8 protein-coding genes and 2 pseudogenes are annotated in these 17293 nt (G+C 43.2%); 5 read left to right on the top strand and 5 right to left on the bottom strand.

The genetic code is table 11. From position 1 onward, the window contains the following. Positions 1 to 122 precede the first annotated feature (122 nt). Positions 123 to 1220 (bottom strand): tetratricopeptide repeat protein, encoded by a 1098-nt coding sequence (locus tag NDI44_RS08930; RefSeq protein WP_339380797.1) that lies wholly within the window; start codon positions 1218 to 1220, stop codon positions 123 to 125. Positions 1221 to 1366: 146 nt separating this feature from the next. Here NDI44_RS08930 and NDI44_RS08925 point away from each other — a divergent pair. Both NDI44_RS08925 and NDI44_RS08920 read left to right on the top strand, forming a co-directional pair. Further along, positions 1367 to 1617 (top strand): annotated as a pseudogene (locus tag NDI44_RS08925) (hypothetical protein). Between the two features lie 181 nt (positions 1618 to 1798). After that, complete coding sequence (locus NDI44_RS08920) at positions 1799 to 2419, top strand: hypothetical protein (protein WP_190415090.1); 621 nt, start codon at positions 1799 to 1801, stop codon at positions 2417 to 2419. Between the two features lie 104 nt (positions 2420 to 2523). Here the strand turns inward: NDI44_RS08920 and NDI44_RS08915 are convergent, their stop codons facing one another. Further along, positions 2524 to 2982 carry a YbhB/YbcL family Raf kinase inhibitor-like protein gene (locus NDI44_RS08915; RefSeq protein ID WP_190415089.1) on the bottom strand — a complete coding sequence of 153 codons (459 nt, stop codon included), beginning with the start codon at positions 2980 to 2982 and terminating at the stop codon, positions 2524 to 2526. Between the two features lie 387 nt (positions 2983 to 3369). On the opposite strand from NDI44_RS08915, the gene NDI44_RS08910 reads away from it, so the two are divergent. Next, on the top strand, positions 3370 to 4767 hold the full coding sequence (locus tag NDI44_RS08910; RefSeq protein WP_190415670.1) for a carotenoid oxygenase family protein: 1398 nt from the start codon (positions 3370 to 3372) through the stop codon (positions 4765 to 4767). A gap of 75 nt (positions 4768 to 4842) precedes the next feature. Here the strand turns inward: NDI44_RS08910 and NDI44_RS08905 are convergent, their stop codons facing one another. The 3 genes from NDI44_RS08905 to NDI44_RS08895 all read right to left on the bottom strand — a co-directional run bounded on the left by NDI44_RS08905 (position 4843) and on the right by NDI44_RS08895 (position 15257). Beyond that, the gene (locus NDI44_RS08905; RefSeq protein ID WP_190415088.1) at positions 4843 to 6597 is read right to left on the bottom strand and encodes a DUF262 domain-containing protein; all 1755 of its coding nucleotides are present in this window, start codon (positions 6595 to 6597) and stop codon (positions 4843 to 4845) included. 362 nt (positions 6598 to 6959) lie between these two features. Next, the gene (locus NDI44_RS08900; RefSeq protein ID WP_190415087.1) at positions 6960 to 12773 is read right to left on the bottom strand and encodes an AAA family ATPase; all 5814 of its coding nucleotides are present in this window, start codon (positions 12771 to 12773) and stop codon (positions 6960 to 6962) included. A 369-nt stretch (positions 12774 to 13142) separates the two neighbouring features. Then, on the bottom strand, positions 13143 to 15257 hold the full coding sequence (locus NDI44_RS08895; RefSeq protein WP_199304976.1) for a carotenoid oxygenase family protein: 2115 nt from the start codon (positions 15255 to 15257) through the stop codon (positions 13143 to 13145). A 640-nt stretch (positions 15258 to 15897) separates the two neighbouring features. On the opposite strand from NDI44_RS08895, the gene NDI44_RS08890 reads away from it, so the two are divergent. Both NDI44_RS08890 and NDI44_RS08885 read left to right on the top strand, forming a co-directional pair. Continuing rightward, positions 15898 to 17163 carry an IS701 family transposase gene (locus NDI44_RS08890; protein ID WP_190415086.1) on the top strand — a complete coding sequence of 422 codons (1266 nt, stop codon included), beginning with the start codon at positions 15898 to 15900 and terminating at the stop codon, positions 17161 to 17163. Positions 17164 to 17182: 19 nt separating this feature from the next. Continuing rightward, positions 17183 to 17293 (top strand): annotated as a pseudogene (locus tag NDI44_RS08885) (IS630 family transposase); the annotation flags it as partial.

Raw genomic sequence — 17293 nt, 5'->3', positions numbered from 1 at the left:
AATGGGGCTGAGGACGCAGTTAGGAGGTATCTTGCAGTCCAACTTATCCGCAGAAATTTCCACAAGCCGAGACTCTTAATAAGTTTTTAAGAAACTATCCATCAGTTATTCGCCATTTGCCCTTAGCCTTTGTCTTTTTGAAGCTCTCTAAGGGCGGAAGTCGCTCTCTGAGAGCCTTCCTTCTGACCTTGACGCTGGTAAAGGTCGCGGGCTTGCTCAAAAGCTGCGATCGCTTCCGGTACCCTTTCTCGCTTTCTCAACGCCACTCCCAGATTGTAGTAAGCTTGGGCATTTTCCGGCGACATTTCTACCAGCCGCCGATACGCAACAATTGCCATTAGGTAGTCCTGCTGCTTCAGCAAAATATCAGCGATCGCTGTCTGAGCTTCCACGAGATCGGGTTTGATCTTCACTGCCTGTTGATAAGCCTTTAAGGCATCATCCAGATTATTCCCGGTTTGCAAAATTTTGCCAATTTGGAGGCTAATCTGAGCATTGCGAGGTTCAATCTTGGCTGCCCGTTCTAAAGCCGCCATCCCAGCCGTGACGTTGCCTTGCTTCATGTAGGCGTCTCCCAAGTTCAACTGCACGCCGCTGTCATTTGGGGCGAGAGCAACAGCCTGTTGGAGCGCTTGAATCGCTTCTGCGGGACGCCCCTGCTTCAGGAAGGCGGAGCCGATAAATTCATAAGCTTGTAGATTTTTCGGATCGAGCTGGAGGGCAGTTTCATAGGCTTGCATTGCGCCTTGATAATCTTTTAGACGCTGTAATACCACCCCTAATCCTAGATAGGCATTCAGGTTCTTGTTGTCGATCTGGGCAGCACGCTGGTAGGCGGCTGCGGCACTGGCATTGTCTCCAAGATTCGCGAGAGCGTACCCCAATGCATACTGAAAATCAGCATTCTTCGGTTCGAGGGTGACAGCCTGTTGATAAGCTTTAGTGGCTTCTCGGTAGTTGCCCTGAACTGCTTGTAAATAGCCGATGGCGGAGAAGATACGGGCATTTTCGCGATCGAGAGCCGCAGCTTGTTGATAAATTGTCAAGGCTCTGGCAATATCTCCCGTATCCACCAACTTACGCCCCTGCCGCAGCAGTTCGCTCACCTGCTGTTGGTTGCCTTGAGCTACCAGTGGAGCCGCTTGGACAACTGGCATTTTGATGGTAGCGATCGCTGGCACCAACAAGAGACTAGCTACTAATAAAGTCTGTTTTTGCACGGTCGATTTATCTTGAGTTTCTACAATGGCTCAGTGTTTCTATTCCGGAAGCATGAATCCAGAATGGCTAAACACAGCAGAGGGATGAGCTTTACCTCGTCTACACCCCTAATTTGCCTAAAAAGAAATTTTGACGAGGACAGTTAATGATTGTAACAACAACTGATGTCGTTCACAAAGCTGTGTTAAGAGCGTATTTAGCAATTATCACCGCTGAAGTCGTTTTGTCTAGTCGTGCCCTGTGGTTTTTTTTGATGGAGTTGGGGAGATTATCGGCTGACGGAATGGCAGTTATATATCTGTAGTTTTTGAGCAGAACGGGGTGTGATAGCAGAGTGACCAGCCTGGCTTTTTATTGCTCATTACTGTCACGGAAACAGCCGTAAAGCTCTACTAATTTATTAATAATTGCGATCGCGCTTTTCACTTAAATAGAACACATATTTCTATCGATAGATATCCTGATTATTCCTACTGATAGATATACCCAGAAAAATACCAGTATAAAGTATAACTCAAGGGTGAAAGTTAGAAGAAAGTAGCTCTATAAAAAATAGAAACAGGAAGAGCGGTGAGCAATGTCATACACAAATCGAGAAGACAGGGTTGTTATTGAGCCAACTGCTGGCAATCAAATTGTTGAGTACCACGATCGTGTAAGGTGGGGTCCCATTTTTGCCGGTATTGTTACTGCTTTAGCTACTCAGTTAATTCTGAGTGCTTTAGGAGCCGCAATTGGTGCTACTAATATTTCCGGTTCCGGCGCACCTAGAACCTATGCCGATGATGTTGGCAGAGCGGTCGGAATTTGGTCTATTATCTCTTTGTTTATTTCCCTTTTGGTGGGTAGTTGGGTAGCAGCCCGTGCCAGTGGTCCGATGAACCGGAATACAGCAATGTTAAATGGAGCCATTCTTTGGGCTACAACTTTGGCATTGAGTTCCTGGTTGTTAGCAAGTGGAATCTCAGGCGCATTCGGTATTGTAGGTGCGAATGCTGGAGAAATCGTCAATCAAGCGCAACAAGGTGCAGTGAACGTACCCAACGACGCGCCGAATGTAACAGCTCAGCAAACTCGTGATATTGCGGGTGCAACAGCGAAGGCAGGTTGGTCGTTTACAATTGGTTCACTCTTAGGTTTAGCAGCATCGCTGATTGGCTCATCTATGGGTGCCCGGACTCCTCGGCATCACACATAAGAATTGATGACTCAAAATCAAATTTGCAGGCTTATTTTAGCCACCAGTAAAAACACCTTTGAAAAGGTGTTTTTTTTGTAGATTAATTGTGAACTGCCGCAAGATTATCGCTGGCGACTGTAGCGTCCAATGAGTTCTGCTGCTGCCAGAATATGACCATTCATTGCCGCTTCTACCTTGTTTTTAGTGGCACCCGCTGCTAAATCTAACAGTCGATCGAGTGCGTAGAGTTTGAAAAAGTACCGATGCGTACCACTAGGCGGGCAAGGGCCACCATAACCTAAATTGCCAAAATCATTTTTACCTTGGACGCCCCCCTCAGCGAGGTTTGCTTCGCTGGGAATGCCGCCAGGTAGATGGCGAATTTCAGGTGGGAGATCGTAGAGAACCCAATGGACAAAAATGTCCCCAGGCGCATCCGGATCGTCAACGATTAAAGCAAGGCTCTGAGTACCCTCTGGCGGGGAGTTCCAGCTAAGAGAGGGGGAAATATTTGCGCCGTCGCAGGTGTATTTAGACGGAATTACACTGTTTTCAGTAAAAGCCGTACTCTCAAGTTTCATCGTCTTTAGTGTCAGAGATTGACGATTGATCGGGGTGATTGGCGAATCGTTCTTACTTGCAGAACTCTAAGCGCTAAGCGATAGTCCTGCTAATGCCAGTAGATTAGCGTTTTGGCACAGAAAAATTCTTCAACCAATAGGCTTAGCCACAGAAATATTCTGCGATTTACTGGTAGTCAATTACGATTGCTTTAGATGGTTTAGGGTAAAAGTTGTTCGTATTCATCCATATACAGCTAGAAAAGGATGCGATCGCATCCTCCTCTAAACTTTGCTCGCTCCACCCCAACCACTTCATCTGGCTTGTTCCACAACCATAGTGTGAGACGCGATCGCGTTCGCTCAATCAAAATAAATATAGATAAGACAATCGATTCAGCACAACGCATGACCACAACCGCAGTCAATCCCTATCTAGATGACAACTTTGCGCCAGTACGGGAAGAAATCGCACCCACCAACTTGAAAGTAATCGGCGAACTACCCCCCGATTTATCCGGGATGTTTGTGCGGAATGGCCCCAATCCTCAATTTCCACCTATCGGCAACTATCACTGGTTTGATGGGGATGGAATGTTGCACGGAGTGCGAATAAATAACGGCAAAGCTCAATATCGCAACCGTTATATCCGGACACGGGGATTTAATATTGAACGCGAAGCGGGTAAGGCAATTTGGACGGGGTTGATGGAACCGTCACGAGGCAAAAATCCCTATAATTTTCCTAAAAATACCGCTAACACCGCTCTAGTGTGGCACGATGGACGGCTGCTGGCGCTCTGGGAAGGCGGTGAACCTCACACTATTAAGGTTCCCAGCTTAGAGACATCAGGTGCTTACTCTTACGATGGCAAGCTGGTTTCTGCCTTTACCGCTCATCCGAAGGTCGATGCCGAAACGGGCGAGATGATGTTTTTTGGCTACTCGTTTGCCCCACCGTACCTAAAATACAGCGTCGTTTCAGCGAAGGGTGAGTTGTTGCGAACCGTTCCCATCGACTTGCCGATGGGGGTGATGATGCACGATTTTGCCATCACCGAACACTACACAATCTTTATGGATCTGCCACTAACCTTCAGCATGGTACGCATGCAGCAGGGTAAACCAGCGTTGATGTTTGAGCGCGATCGCCCTAGTCGTTTCGGCATTGTCCCCCGTCATGGCGATAACAGCAACATCCGCTGGTTTGAAAGTCCCCCCTGCTACGTCTTCCATACTCTCAATGCCTACGAGGAGGGAGATGAAGTGGTGCTTGTCGCTTGTCGCATGAGTTCCACCAGTGTTTTAACGACTGATATGACCCCCGGCGAAAATGAGGGAGACGCTGGCCGTTTGTACCAATGGCGCTTTAACCTCAGCACGGGTACGGTAAAAGAGGAGATGCTGGATGATGCGCCATCGGATTTCCCCCGCCTGAACGAACAGCGAATGGGACGACCGATGCGCTACGGTTATACGGCAAAGATGGCAAATAATCCGATGCCTCTATTTGAAGGGGTCATCAAGTATGACTTTAAGAATGGTAAGTCCGAAACTCACGAATTCGGACGGGGACGCTATGGTGGCGAAGCGGTATTTGTTCCTCGTCCCGATGCGACTGCTGAGGATAACGGTTGGCTAATGACTTTTGTCCACGATGATGAAGCAGACACTTCGGAACTGGTGGTCGTAAATGCCCAAGACGTGACATCTGAACCAGTGGCGCGTGTCCTCATCCCCCAGCGGGTGCCTTACGGTTTCCACGGGGCATGGGTTTCTGAGGAACAGTTAAGCGCTTCTGTCTAATTTGTGGTGAGATGCGATCGCATTCTTGAAATCGTCAAAGATGCGATCGCCCATTGTCCTGTTCGCACTCAAACTCTAATTTTCTATCTCTTTAGCCGCCTCCCGCAGAATCGGCTTACCCATTGCCTTCTCAATCCGATCTAAAAGTGCATTTTTTCTAGCTTGGAAGAAGGCATCAAAATTATCTGTGCGTAAACTAGCTGGATCTATAACGTGCGATCGCAAAATCTCATTCAGATTGTCTTCTAAGATGTCGGATTTCTTCTCAATATCGGTTAAGTAGATGCTTGGTGCTTTACCTCCAATCATCTTATTAGTTTTGGCTGAAAGTGGGGTTTTGTTGATCGCGCAGTCGTAAACCTCGGCTGCAATGCCGTTGTGGTGGCACCAGTGTCGCGGAAAAATGTGATGGATATCAATAGATTCATTAAACTCCATCAGAGTGTCAATGGGATAACTTGTAAAGAAGTCGCAACCACCATCCCTCAACAATAAAGCAGATAAGCCTTTATAAGCAGCACTTCTGCGAGTATAGAGACTCAAAAGACGGTCAGGAGCAAAGTTAGCATCTCTGATTGTGTCAGGTTCAGCACCACAACCATTAATCCAGTCCCGTACTTGTGGTACATCTTTTGCTAAACGACTTTCAATGGCACTATTGTAAAGTTCTCCAAAAACTCCACACCAATACCAATTAGCTAATTTTGCAATTGCTCCCGTACCAATAACGCGATCGCCAAGTGCCGCGAAGATAGCTGCAAGGGCTGTAAGCTGAGTTTGATAAGGCAGTTCGCGATCGCTAAATATCTTTTGTGTGTGGAGAAATTTTGCCGCTTGCTCGAAGCCTAAAGTAACTAAATCAGCCCATTCCTTGTATTGCTCTAAGCTCAGGTTTAGAACATCCTTGCGCTTACAGCTTACTGAGGATTTGTCAAGGGTAGCAAGTAATGTCACCGCCTGTAAAAAATCTGTGTTTTCAATATCTCTTAGTACCTGATGGATCTTCAGTGCCTTCTCTCGTGTTGCCCAATCTTCTCGGAGGTTGAACTTATCGGCTGCAAAAGTTGCTGTGACTAGCTCAAAAACAGTAAGAGATATACCACCTGTATTCATTTTTTCAAAAACTTGACATACTGCCTCTCTTGGTGTTTCCTGGTGCAGCAAAATAACTGGTACATCGTAATGCTCAAACTGCTTTACAATGTCATTATTAAATTTATTAACAAGCTTGACTTTTTCCTTTTGGTAGTCCCAGTATTCGTTATAACTGGTCATCCAATCGGAGGAGTAAAAAGTTTGCGAAATCGGGAACATTTCATTTTGGTACTCTTTTTCAGAAGTTGAGTAATCCGCCACAATTTCTTTACGAAAATTGCGGATTATCTTGTCCTCTGGAACGCTAACAATAGCTTCCTCTCGGTCAATAGTTGGGTCGAGTGCTTTGGCAATGTTAATGTAATACCATCGGTAAATTTCTTTACCTCGTGTATCTTTTGTTTTAACTGCTTTTCCTGATAGCAATGTCTGAAAAAGCGAGGTCAAGCGCTGCTGCCCATCTAGAATTAGTTCCTCTGGTTCTGTCGGATTATTCAGTGTCACTCCTTCAATCGGACGAGGTTGGAATCGCACATCAGGGTTGCCTGTTTCGAGCATCATCACTGCTCCAATTGGGTAAGAAAGTGAAATGCTGGCTAACAAGCTGCATACTTGGTCATCGTTCCAAACCCAGCTACGCTGAAAGTCTGGCAGTTGAGCTTTTCCCTCTTTAGTGCTTCGCAACAGGTCAAGTAATGGGATACTCTTGCTATCAAAGTTCTTAACTGGTGGCATATCATTTCTAGTAGTGATTGCAGCAGAGCTAATCAGAAAGCTCTATTTAAAGTATTCCCAAGAGCAAGCTCCAGCTAACAGTAACAAAAAGTTAACAAAGCACTCAGGTAGAGGTTGATGGGTTGGCGTTAGCGAAGTGTGCGCTCTCTTGTCATAGCTTTCAAAATGCGATCGCTACAGTTAAAACAACCGCAAGCTCTCAACACAGCAGTATGGTACAAAAACTACCAACCGATGCCGCGCCAGCTATCAAATGAGGAACGCTGCTGCGAGAACGAGAAATTAATCCCGAAGAGTTGTAAAGCGCGATCGCTCTGTTGATATTGCATCCTGGATATTCCGACAAACTGCATTGGCAATGGTTACTGACTTATCGGCATCTCAATGATAAATTCAGTACCAAGACCTGAAGAAGAAACACAACTGAGCTTTCCATTATGTTTGTCTACCACGATCTGGTAGCTAATGGATAATCCCAAACCAGTACCAGAACCTACAGGCTTGGTCGTAAAAAATGGGTCAAATATTTTCTTTTTTACATCCTCAGTCATTCCCGATCCATTGTCAGCAATTCTAATTCTGACTGAATTAGAAGAAGCCATTTCTGTGTAAATACTAATAGTAGGCTTTTTATCAGATACTTCTCCAGAGTTTCTTATTTCCTCTAAAGCATCGATTGCATTACTTAGAAGATTCATAAATACCTGATTTAGCTCAGAAGCGTAACAAAAAATTCGTGGCAGTTGACCGTAATTTTTGATTACTTCAATACCAGAATGCAAACTATCTTTCTTGAGCCGATGCTGCAAAATCAGCAAAGTAGATTCGATGCCCTCATGGATATCAACTGGTTTCATTTCAGCTTGATCCAGCCGTGAAAAATTCCGCAAGCTAAGGACAATATCTCTGATGCGCTCTGCCCCTACTTTCATGGAATCAAAAAGTTTTTGCAAGTCTTCTACCACAAAATCCAACTCGATTTCTGACATCGCCTTCTGAATCGCAGGTGTAGGATTTTGATACTCCTGCTGATAGACGCCAATCAAAGCAAGCAGGTCTTGGATATAGTTATTGGCATAGTCAATATTGCCATAGATAAAGTTGACAGGGTTATTAATTTCGTGAGCAATTCCAGCAATCATCTGTCCCAAACTAGACATCTTTTCAGTTTGAATGAGTTGGGATTGAGTTTGTTGTAGTTCGCGTAAAGTCAATTCTAACTTTTTCGCTTGTTCTCTCAATTGTGCTTCTGATTGTTGTTGTGCCAACTCGGCTAGCTTGCGGTCGGTAATATCCAGTGCTGTCCCTAATAACTTAGTCACCTTACCAGAAGCATTGCAAGTAGGTTCCCCCTTGACAAAAATATATCTAATAGAACTATCTGGGCGAAAGATTCTCAACTCCAACTCATAAGCCTTCCCTCTTTCAATCGCTAGGTCTACTGATTTTAACCATAAGTCAACGTCATCTGGATGAATCAGGTTTTCATGTTCCCTGAAAGTGGGTTCAGGTTGTTCGGGGTGGAGACCAAAAATCCGGAATAGTTCATCGCTCCAATTAACTTCTTGCGTTTCTATATCAAATTGCCAGCTACCCAGATGTGCCAGTCTCTGAGCTTCTGCAAGCCTAGCTTCTTTGAGTTTTAATTCTCGCGTGCGCTCCTGTACTCGGTGTTCCAAAGTACGCGAATAATCTTCTAGTTGCTCGTTAGCTGTAGCTAAATTAGTGTAAAGTAGAGCATTTTCTAGAGAAATAGCCGCTTGAGAAGATAGCAGCTTTAGGACTTCCATTCGATTAGGAGTAAATGCCCCAACCGTTAAATTATTTTCCAAGTAAAGAATAGCAATCAGCCTACCGCTATTAATGATAGGAATACATAGGACTGATTTCAATTCCCGCTTTTGAATATAGATGTCATTTGTAAATCTCCCCTCACAAGCTGCATTTTCTAAAACTACATCAGAACGAGTTCTCGCCACATAATTGATTACCGTTACGGGTAAATCTTGGCTAGTTTCCATTGGAATAGATTGCTGCACAACTACTTCTAATAAATCCATTGAGGCAGCAGCTTCAATCAACAATTTTCCATTTTTCGGTAAGACGAGAAAACCTTTTATCGCTCCAGCATTTTCAATAGATACTTTCATTAAGGAAGCGAGCAACTTATCCAGCACAATTTCTCCAGAAATCGCCAGAGATGCTTTCATCACTGTGGCTAAATCCAGCACTGAAACTTCACCACTAGTAGTCATTTTTGAGGTTGTGGCAGTATCTTCACTCGAATTCGGCTCTGTTGATTGCATCTGGGAAATTAAGTATGGATACTCTATTTCCAACTCTTTAACTTTGGCGGTTGCTCCCCAACGAACATAGCCATAATATGCTTCACTCATATGATCTCTAGCGATTTTCTCTCTTCCCAGAGCTAGATAGAATTCAGCCGCCCGCTCATAAGCTAGCGCTTCTTCTTGGATATATCCCTGAATTCTTGCTCCATTTATCGCTCGGTCATAATACTCCATTGCTTTGAGCGTTTGACCTGAAACTCGGTAAATCTCTGCCTGTACTAACTCATACTTATGTTGAGAATTTGTAGGGGCATGAGTTGCCCATTGCTGCATTTTTTCCTGATTCTTCGCCACAATAGCCATGTATTCCTGTTGCTCTGTGGCTGTAAGGTTAGGGTACTGGGCAAGGAGGGCTAAAGAATAGTAGAGATTATATTCAACAAATACTATTAGGGCTGTGATAGGTTGAGTATGCTGCGATGCTGCTCTAGCATTTTCAATTGCTTTGTCGTAATCTTTAAACAAATAAGCCAGCATCAATTTATAAAAATATACAGCAAATACTGATTGTAAATTATTGGTTTTAAATAAATGGGGTAGCATTTCTGCTTCATTGAAATATTTACCAGATAGACAAGATTTTTTAGATGAGTCGTCAGTTAAATTAGAAACAACTTGCCCACCTATGCTGGCATAGTAAAGCTGAAATTCTTTTTTAAACTTGCCGATCATTTCAATATAGTTAGCTTGTTTTTGCGTAACATTTTCTAGATATTCGCCAGCTAGAAATGAATGTTCGCAGTAGAATAGAGCCGAATGACAAGCAAATTCTATATCACCGACTTCTAGCCCACTTTGAATTGATTGTCGCAATAATTCTATTGTTTCTTTAATATGTTCCTTCCAATGTAGAATACAAGCACAATAGCTACTGTAGATTTTTGATTTAATTTCTTTGGCATAAAGCTTATCTAATAGATGAAAAGCTAGTTTGCCAAATTTATATCCGGAATCAATATCTGCCATTGGCCCGCACAAAAGCAAGCCATAAGTGCTATAGCCATAGATAGCTAGGGAAGAATTCCCATATTGGCTACACAGCTTGACCATTGTGTAGACAATTGGTAACGCGATCGCGCTACTTGAGATAAAGGCAGGGGGAGAAATTGTTATCAAAATCTTCATAGCTGCCATTTTATAAGGGTCGGTCATTTCGGGAAGGTTATAACAGTCCTCAATATTTAGGTGTGGCGAAGGTTCTTGTTCTAAGGGCACTTCCAACATTTCCAAAACTTGCTGACCGAGTTCTATGGCTTCTGGCAACTGATTTTGGGCAATATGATACTGAATTTTTATTTCATTAATCTTCACTCTATCTAATAGAGTTTTTGCATTTTTAAGAGCTACTTCAGCTAGTATTTTTGATTGTTCAAAATTCGTGTTGAGGTATTCTGCTTCGGCTGCTGATACATAGAGTTTATTTGTCAGCTCGTAGTTGCAAACCCAACTGTCTGCTGCCAAGAGTCCCAAACCGATGTTGAGATAATTGACGGCTGCTTGATAAGCGGTCGCTGTACTAGCTTTCTGACCAGCAATGAGATTAAAATGAGCCAGTTCATCTCTTTGGGATTGACAGTTTAGTAATTCAGTACCAAAATTTAATTGGTTAACCAGAGCAAAAATATTTTCTTCTCTTTCTTCAGGAGAAGTATTTTCTAGCAGCAGTTGACCAATTTTTAGGTGAGTGGCTTTTTTCTCAAGGTCGGGTATAAGAGAATAGGCTGCTTGCTGTACCCGGTCATGTAAAAACTTATAGCTAATCTTTATATCATTAAGAACCAAAGTTCCCTGTTGTAACTGGTCAAAAGATAATGGGATTTTGTAAGCATCGCTTAGAGGCAAAATCAAACCTGTTTGAAGTGCATCCCACAAGTCTGTTGCTGTAGCTGATTGAGTTTTTTCATTCACGATTGCCAAAACATCTAAATTAAACTGGTTGCCAATACAAGCAGCCAGTTTTAAGACTTGCTGTGTTGCATCGGGTAACTTTTGAATATTTCTGGCAATCAATTCAACAATGTTACAATCTGTAATTCCAACTGCTTGAATTTCTTCTATATCCCACTGCCATCTACCTTGGCTGAAGTTATAAATTAGCAGTTTTTCGGCGTATAAAGTTTTTATTAATTGGGTCAAGAAGAAAGGATTGCCTTGAGTTTTATTAAAAAGGAGAGACGCGAGATTTTGTGCCTCTCCTCGCTCTGTACATACATTTTCATGAAAAGTATCTGCAACTAACAAGCTGACGCAATCGCTATCTAAAGGTCGAAGAGTGATATTATTCACTACAGCGCCTAGAACCTGTATTTTCTCAATCGCTTGGATTAACGGATGCGTTGGACTAACTTCGTTATCCCGGAATGCTCCAATTGTTAACAGATGCTGGCTATCTGGGTCAGTTACTAACAGTTCAATTAACTTAAGCGATGCAGAATCAGTCCACTGTAAGTCATCTAAGAATAAGACTAGCGGGTGTTCTTTTTGGCAAAAAACCCGGATAAATTGTTGAAACACTCGATTAAATCGGTTTTGTGCTTCAGATGGTCCTAATTGTGTTAGTTCTGGTTGTTCGCCAACAATCAGTTCTACTTCGGGAATGACATCGATAATTACCTGACCATTTTCTCCCAAAGCCGCTTTAAGCTTTTCTTTCCAAGTGTCTATCTGTTCCGAACTTTCAGTTAACAGTTGTCGCATCAATTCAGAAAAAGCTTGAATTAAAGCAGCATAAGGAATGTTTCGCTTGAACTGGTCAAACTTGCCATTAATAAAATATCCTCGTACTCCCACAATTGGTTTATGGACTTCATTCACTACACTTGTCTTACCAATTCCTGAGTAACCACTTACCAGCATCATCTCAGCTGCTCCAAGGCTAACTCGCCCAAAAGCATCCATTAAGGTAGCTACTTCTGTTTCACGTCCGTAGAGTTTTTGCGGGATTAGCAGAAGGCTGGCGCGATCGCGCTGACCGCAGATAAAATCTTCAATTTCTCCTGTTGTTTCAAGCTGAATTAAACAATTTTCGAGGTCAAATTTTAGACCAGCAGCGCTTTGGTATCTGTCTTCAGCTGTCTTGGTAAGTAACTTCATCACGATCTCAGAAACAGGGAGAGGAATTTCTGGCACCAACACATGAGGAGGGATTGGTTGTTTGGCAATATGACAGTGAACTAATTCCATCGCGTCGGTTGTTTCAAATGGCAGTTTCCCCACGAGCATTTCATAAAGAGTTACACCCAAAGAATAAAAGTCGGTGCGGTAGTCAATAGAACGATTCATCCGACCCGTTTGCTCTGGTGACATATAGGCAAGCGTGCCTTCGATCAAATTGGGACTGCTGATTGTTTGGTTCTCTAGGGATAGACGGGATGCAATGCTAAAATCAATAATTTTAACTTCCCCTGCTTCTTGATTAAAAATGATGTTATGTGGCTTAATATCTTTATGAATAATATTGTGAGAATGGAGTTCTCCAATGATTTCTGAAACCTGAACTGCTATCTTAAGAACAATTTTAAAATTTATAGGTTTTTCGGCAATAACTTTATCAAGCGATTCTCCCCCAGAATCTTCTAAAACTAGCGCAAATCCATTCTTATGATTCTCAAGCCCTAGGGTTTTCACAACTCCCTTAGCATTTAAAGCTTTAATAATTTCATATTCATTTTTTATCCTGGCAATATCTTTCGGACTTGGATAATTATTTTTAATTAATTTGAATACGAGCGATTTTTTATCCTGATGCCTTTTTCCTTGATAAACAACAGTTCTTGTACCTTCGTAGATTTTATTTGTAATTTCGTATCCTGATATTAAGACCATCACTTTTACCCTTCTTGTTTAAAAAGTCAAAGAAATCTAAAATTTCTACTAATTCATTCTTTTAATGCTACATCTACTATTGCGATCGCCTAGCGGCGCGGATGCGCGCTTCGGATGCTGCGATGATTCGGCTGTTCCCGAATCGCCGCCCTTACGAGCCGCTGTAGAGGCACTAGAGAGCGCTATTGCAGACATACAGTGAAATGGTATTTGCAAAACTGCTTTTAAACAAAAAAATACCTCACTGTTAATCTTATATATCAAAAATCTATCCCAAGATAGATACAGACGCGACGTATCGCGTCTGTATGAGAAGTTACTACCTTAAAAGATTTTCCGATACACAGTGATGCGTATCCTGGGCTTCACTCAACAGGCAGATCGCGGAGTTGGCTCAAAATGGGGATATACCTCAGTTTCAAATAGGTCCTGGATTTCTTGAGACTTTTGCTTCACTAAGTTCTTGTAATCCTGACGCACAGGGATGTTGTACGTGGCTGTGCGGGGGGCGATTTTTTCCAACCACGCTGTGTGAATCGTCAAGCTAAACTTCAGTGAAGGATGGCTCAATCTACACCGGGGACCATCCTCCAGATTTTGAGCATCGAAAATCCAAATTTCGTTGCCGTCTGGCGTGAAAACGGTGCAAACAATGTAACCATCGGTTGAACTGTCTTCTGAACTCTCTTCGCCGTTGCGGCGTGGCATAAACTGCGGCGAACTGACAATATAGCCAGCAGGGAACTGATAGCGAGCGCCAATCTTGAGCGACTCCTCCGACGAGGTGTTTAACCGGAACAAAGAAGCGGGTATACCAGCCTCTGCAAGGCGAAGCATCTCCGTCCGCGGTACTACCCGATACTTATAGTCTTTGTACAGGTCGAAGACAAACTGCGTCAGCAACTGCTTCCATAGCCCAAAAGAGATCCAGTAAAGATTATCCAGATGTTTCGGAGGCTTACCTGATGGCAAGAGATGGCGATAAGCATAGAGTCCTACGCCCCAGGTACACTCAGCATCGGAAATTACCTTCGACTCCAAAATTTGACCGCTTTCTCCATCAATTACATAGCGTCCCATCCGGCTGATGTCCATCTCATCGTGTTGCATCCCACACAGGCGAGACGGGACAGAAATCTTAGGATTGTAGGCAGAGACATCATACTCGCGGAGCCATTCAGATACATCCCAAGCACAAATATGAGATGCGTGGAGGGTAATGTTTCCATCTGGATTCGCATAATCCAACAGAAAATGAGCCGCTTCCAGGGGAATCACAACCCGTCGTGCGACAACTTCAACTTCTTGCTGACTGCACGCTGGGCGCTGTCCCGCTTTCAAGTCAGCGCGGCGCACGATGTACACGACAGAATCAGCTAACTCTCGAAGTGTAAGTAAGTCTCTGATGAGTCTTTTGGTCGCCTTACTTTTGGGGATAGGGTTACTGAGCAACTGCTCTACCCCAGTCGTGAAGGCTGTGTCCATCAGCACCAGATAATCTTCTGTCAACCCAATCTGATGGATAGTTTGCTTAATCTTGACGGGGGTTCTATCTGGTAATACCAGCTTCCAGCGCTCTAAGTTATTTACACCATCCCAACGGATCAAATAGACGAAATCTTTAAATTCTATGTTGGTAGTTCTCTCAAGCAACCTCATATAAAATTCCAAGAGATTTTGAGAGATGGTAGAGAATGTCTTGAGAAAATCTTGCACAAAGTCTTGCGCTTCGATAAACCGGGCAAGTTCTTTGAGGAGTTCCTCGATTTGTTCTGGAAGTTCATCCAGATCGTAAATTAAGGGAATGGTTTGGAGAATATTCGCTACTGATTTACCGTAATTGACCGTAAACATTTCGCTTTTTTCAGGGTCAAAAACCGGATGTGCGGTACTCAAAACGGGTGGAAAGGGAAACTTCAAGGAAGTTTCGGATTGCCACTCTGTATTGGCTCCGATCGGAGTTACAACCTCCAGCGTTTCGGTGTCAATTTCGTAGGGACGACCAGCATCATAGGTTACTAGCAGACGCTCGTTGGCATCGTCTCGAAATTTAATGGGCAGAAAAGCTGTATTCAACTCGTTGCGGAAGCCAAGAGAAAGAGAAAATCGCGAGATGCCATGATTGCGAAATTGATACTTAACATACTCGCTGCCAGGTCGGGTCGCCTTATCGGCGTAGTAACAGGGCGGCTTAACCAGCCGTGTTTTCAACCCCACTTCACCTTGGCGATCGAAGTCAAGCCGATAAATCATCCCATCGCCAGCCAAGAGGGAAGTTCCGTCAGCATCTGGAGCATCTCCGGAGTTGACAGAGCCTACTGGAGCGACGATAAAGACGTGACCCTGCAAATCATCTGGTAGCTCTCCATGAATCTGCATTTTGATGTTGCTGAGTTCGTAGCGATTTGCCGTCATTATTGACTCTGGAACTGGCGGACAACAGCCTGGTACAGCTTGAATTGGGTCAAAAATTGGCTCTTTCATGTTATTGATGTCTGTGTCTCTATCGAAGGAAGTACAATACTCAAGAAGTTGCTGAAAGTAATCAATTAACAAACTTACGCAATGTGCAACTTTTTCTTATCCCTCCTAAAAAGCAGAGTTTAGGGAGCGCATACGTAATACCATTAGGCTTGATCGATGCAAAATTTGAATTATTGAAACTGCCTAGAGGCAAGGCTTTCACAATTCAAATTTAAAATCTCAAATGGTATAAACTGTACCAATTTAGATTCTCCTTAAAAAAGAAGAGTTCTAATCTCTAAAGCTGTACATTGCGTAAACTTGACTCCTTTGAAACTGTTTGGCTTTTTGCACAGCCGTTTCAGCATCGGAGATTATCCAATTTGCTCATCAAACTGTATATCTAGCCTGTGTTGAATCCGAGCGTTTTCAAAGCGATACAGAAACTCCTCTGTAGATACAGCAGATTGCAGGTATATAGAGTACATTGAGGTCAGTGCATGAACAGGTAGAATGAAACCTTACTCCATCGACTTTCGAGAAAAAGTAGTCAAAGCATACGAACAAGAAAACACATCGATTAGCGGGACTTAAACGAAAATTCAGAAACAATAAAGGTATAATCCTGACATGGCAAGTATTCCACGTTAAAGATTGGGCCATGAAAGAGACAACTCCTGCCGCCATGCCTGCTTGTTTTGAGAGATGGTGTAAACGCTTTGATGATATCTGGAGGCATCAAGCCCAAAAACGGGAATTTAAGAACTATATAGGCGGATTATTGGGGGAAAGTGAACGAAAAAACCTGTCTCAAATGGCGGATAACGCGGTGGGAGTGACTTACCACCGATTACATCATTTTTTGACGGAAGCGCCTTGGTCAGTCGAACAGGTAAATGAGCGCCGATTGCTAGTGATGAATCAGTGCAGCCAAACCCGAATCAGTAGAGGATTCACGTTAATCGTTGATGACTCCGGGCATAGAAAAAGCGGCAATTTCACAGCCGGAGTGGGACGGCAGTACATTGGAGAAATCGGGAAAACCGATAACGGGATAGTAGTGGTAACGACTCATCTATATGATGGCAAAAAAAGCCTACCGCTAGATATAGAGTTATATCAACACGCCAGTTCTTTACCTCAAGGAAGAAAAGACCTTGAATTCAAGAAAAAGCCAGAATTAGCCTTAACTTTAATTGACCGCAGTTTATCGAGAGGATATCGACCTGGTATTGTGCTGATTGATGCGGGCTATGGAAATAACACAACGTTTCTGCTGGAACTAGAAAAAAGGAGACTAAAGTATCTAGGGGGATTAGCCAAAAATCGCAAAGTGATAACTCAAATAGAGTCAAATAAACTCCAAGAGATTCGCCTAGATCAGTTAGGTCAATCCATGCCAGTTGAGGACTTTACTCCTATTCAACTCAATAAGGATAAACAAAAGACCGTTTGGGTGGCAACGGTTGAAGTTGAACTCGACAAGCTAGAAGGAACGAGAACAATTGCTATCGTCATGAATGCCTCAACCTTCGACTCTTCTAGTGATGTTGATTATTTTATTACCAATGTTGACTCAAATATAGCCACGCCGGATTGGATAGTTGCTACCTATGCTCAAAGGAATTGGGTGGAAGTATTTTATCGGGAAGCTAAAGGCTGGTTAGGGCTATCTGAATATCAAGTCAGAGATTATAGAAGCCTGCTGAGACATTTCATTTTGGTGTTTTGTGCCTATACATTTATTTTATGGCACACCAAGACTGGAGGATTAAGAAGGCGTTGGGCATCGAAACCTTTAAACACCTTTACTGAAGCATTAGAAGCGTTTCGGACAGCCATGTCTTTCCATTTTGTGCAGTGGCTGAATCAAAATTGGGACGTATTATCAGCTTATAAAGAGGCTTTGGGCTTTATTTGGGCTTGAAATCTGTCTAAGTCCCGTTAGGAAATTAGCAACCAGATTTGATGTGAGCAAAGCCTTTGTACAGAGACTGCTCAAACAAAAGAAAATGAAAGGTCACGTAAAACCAGAAAAGCAGGGTGGAAGCCTGAAA

This window comes from Trichocoleus sp. DQ-A3 (assembly GCF_039961975.1).
In the GTDB taxonomy this organism is placed as follows: Bacteria; Cyanobacteriota; Cyanobacteriia; order Cyanobacteriales; family FACHB-T130; genus FACHB-T130.
The sequence above is the reverse complement of the archived record's forward strand: the minus strand, read 5'-3'. Positions and strand labels throughout refer to the sequence as shown.

Bases quoted from the DNA above. Each gene is read 5' to 3' on its own strand.
- NDI44_RS08905 (WP_190415088.1), bottom strand. From the start codon at position 6,597: ATGCCACCAGTTAAGAACTTTGATAGCAAGAGTATCCCATTACTTGAC.
- NDI44_RS08915 (WP_190415089.1), bottom strand. From the start codon at position 2,982: ATGAAACTTGAGAGTACGGCTTTTACTGAAAACAGTGTAATTCCGTCT.
- NDI44_RS08920 (WP_190415090.1), top strand. From the start codon at position 1,799: ATGTCATACACAAATCGAGAAGACAGGGTTGTTATTGAGCCAACTGCT.
- NDI44_RS08895 (WP_199304976.1), bottom strand. From the start codon at position 15,257: ATGAAAGAGCCAATTTTTGACCCAATTCAAGCTGTACCAGGCTGTTGT.
- NDI44_RS08910 (WP_190415670.1), top strand. From the start codon at position 3,370: ATGACCACAACCGCAGTCAATCCCTATCTAGATGACAACTTTGCGCCA.
- NDI44_RS08900 (WP_190415087.1), bottom strand. From the start codon at position 12,773: ATGGTCTTAATATCAGGATACGAAATTACAAATAAAATCTACGAAGGT.
- NDI44_RS08890 (WP_190415086.1), top strand. From the start codon at position 15,898: ATGAAAGAGACAACTCCTGCCGCCATGCCTGCTTGTTTTGAGAGATGG.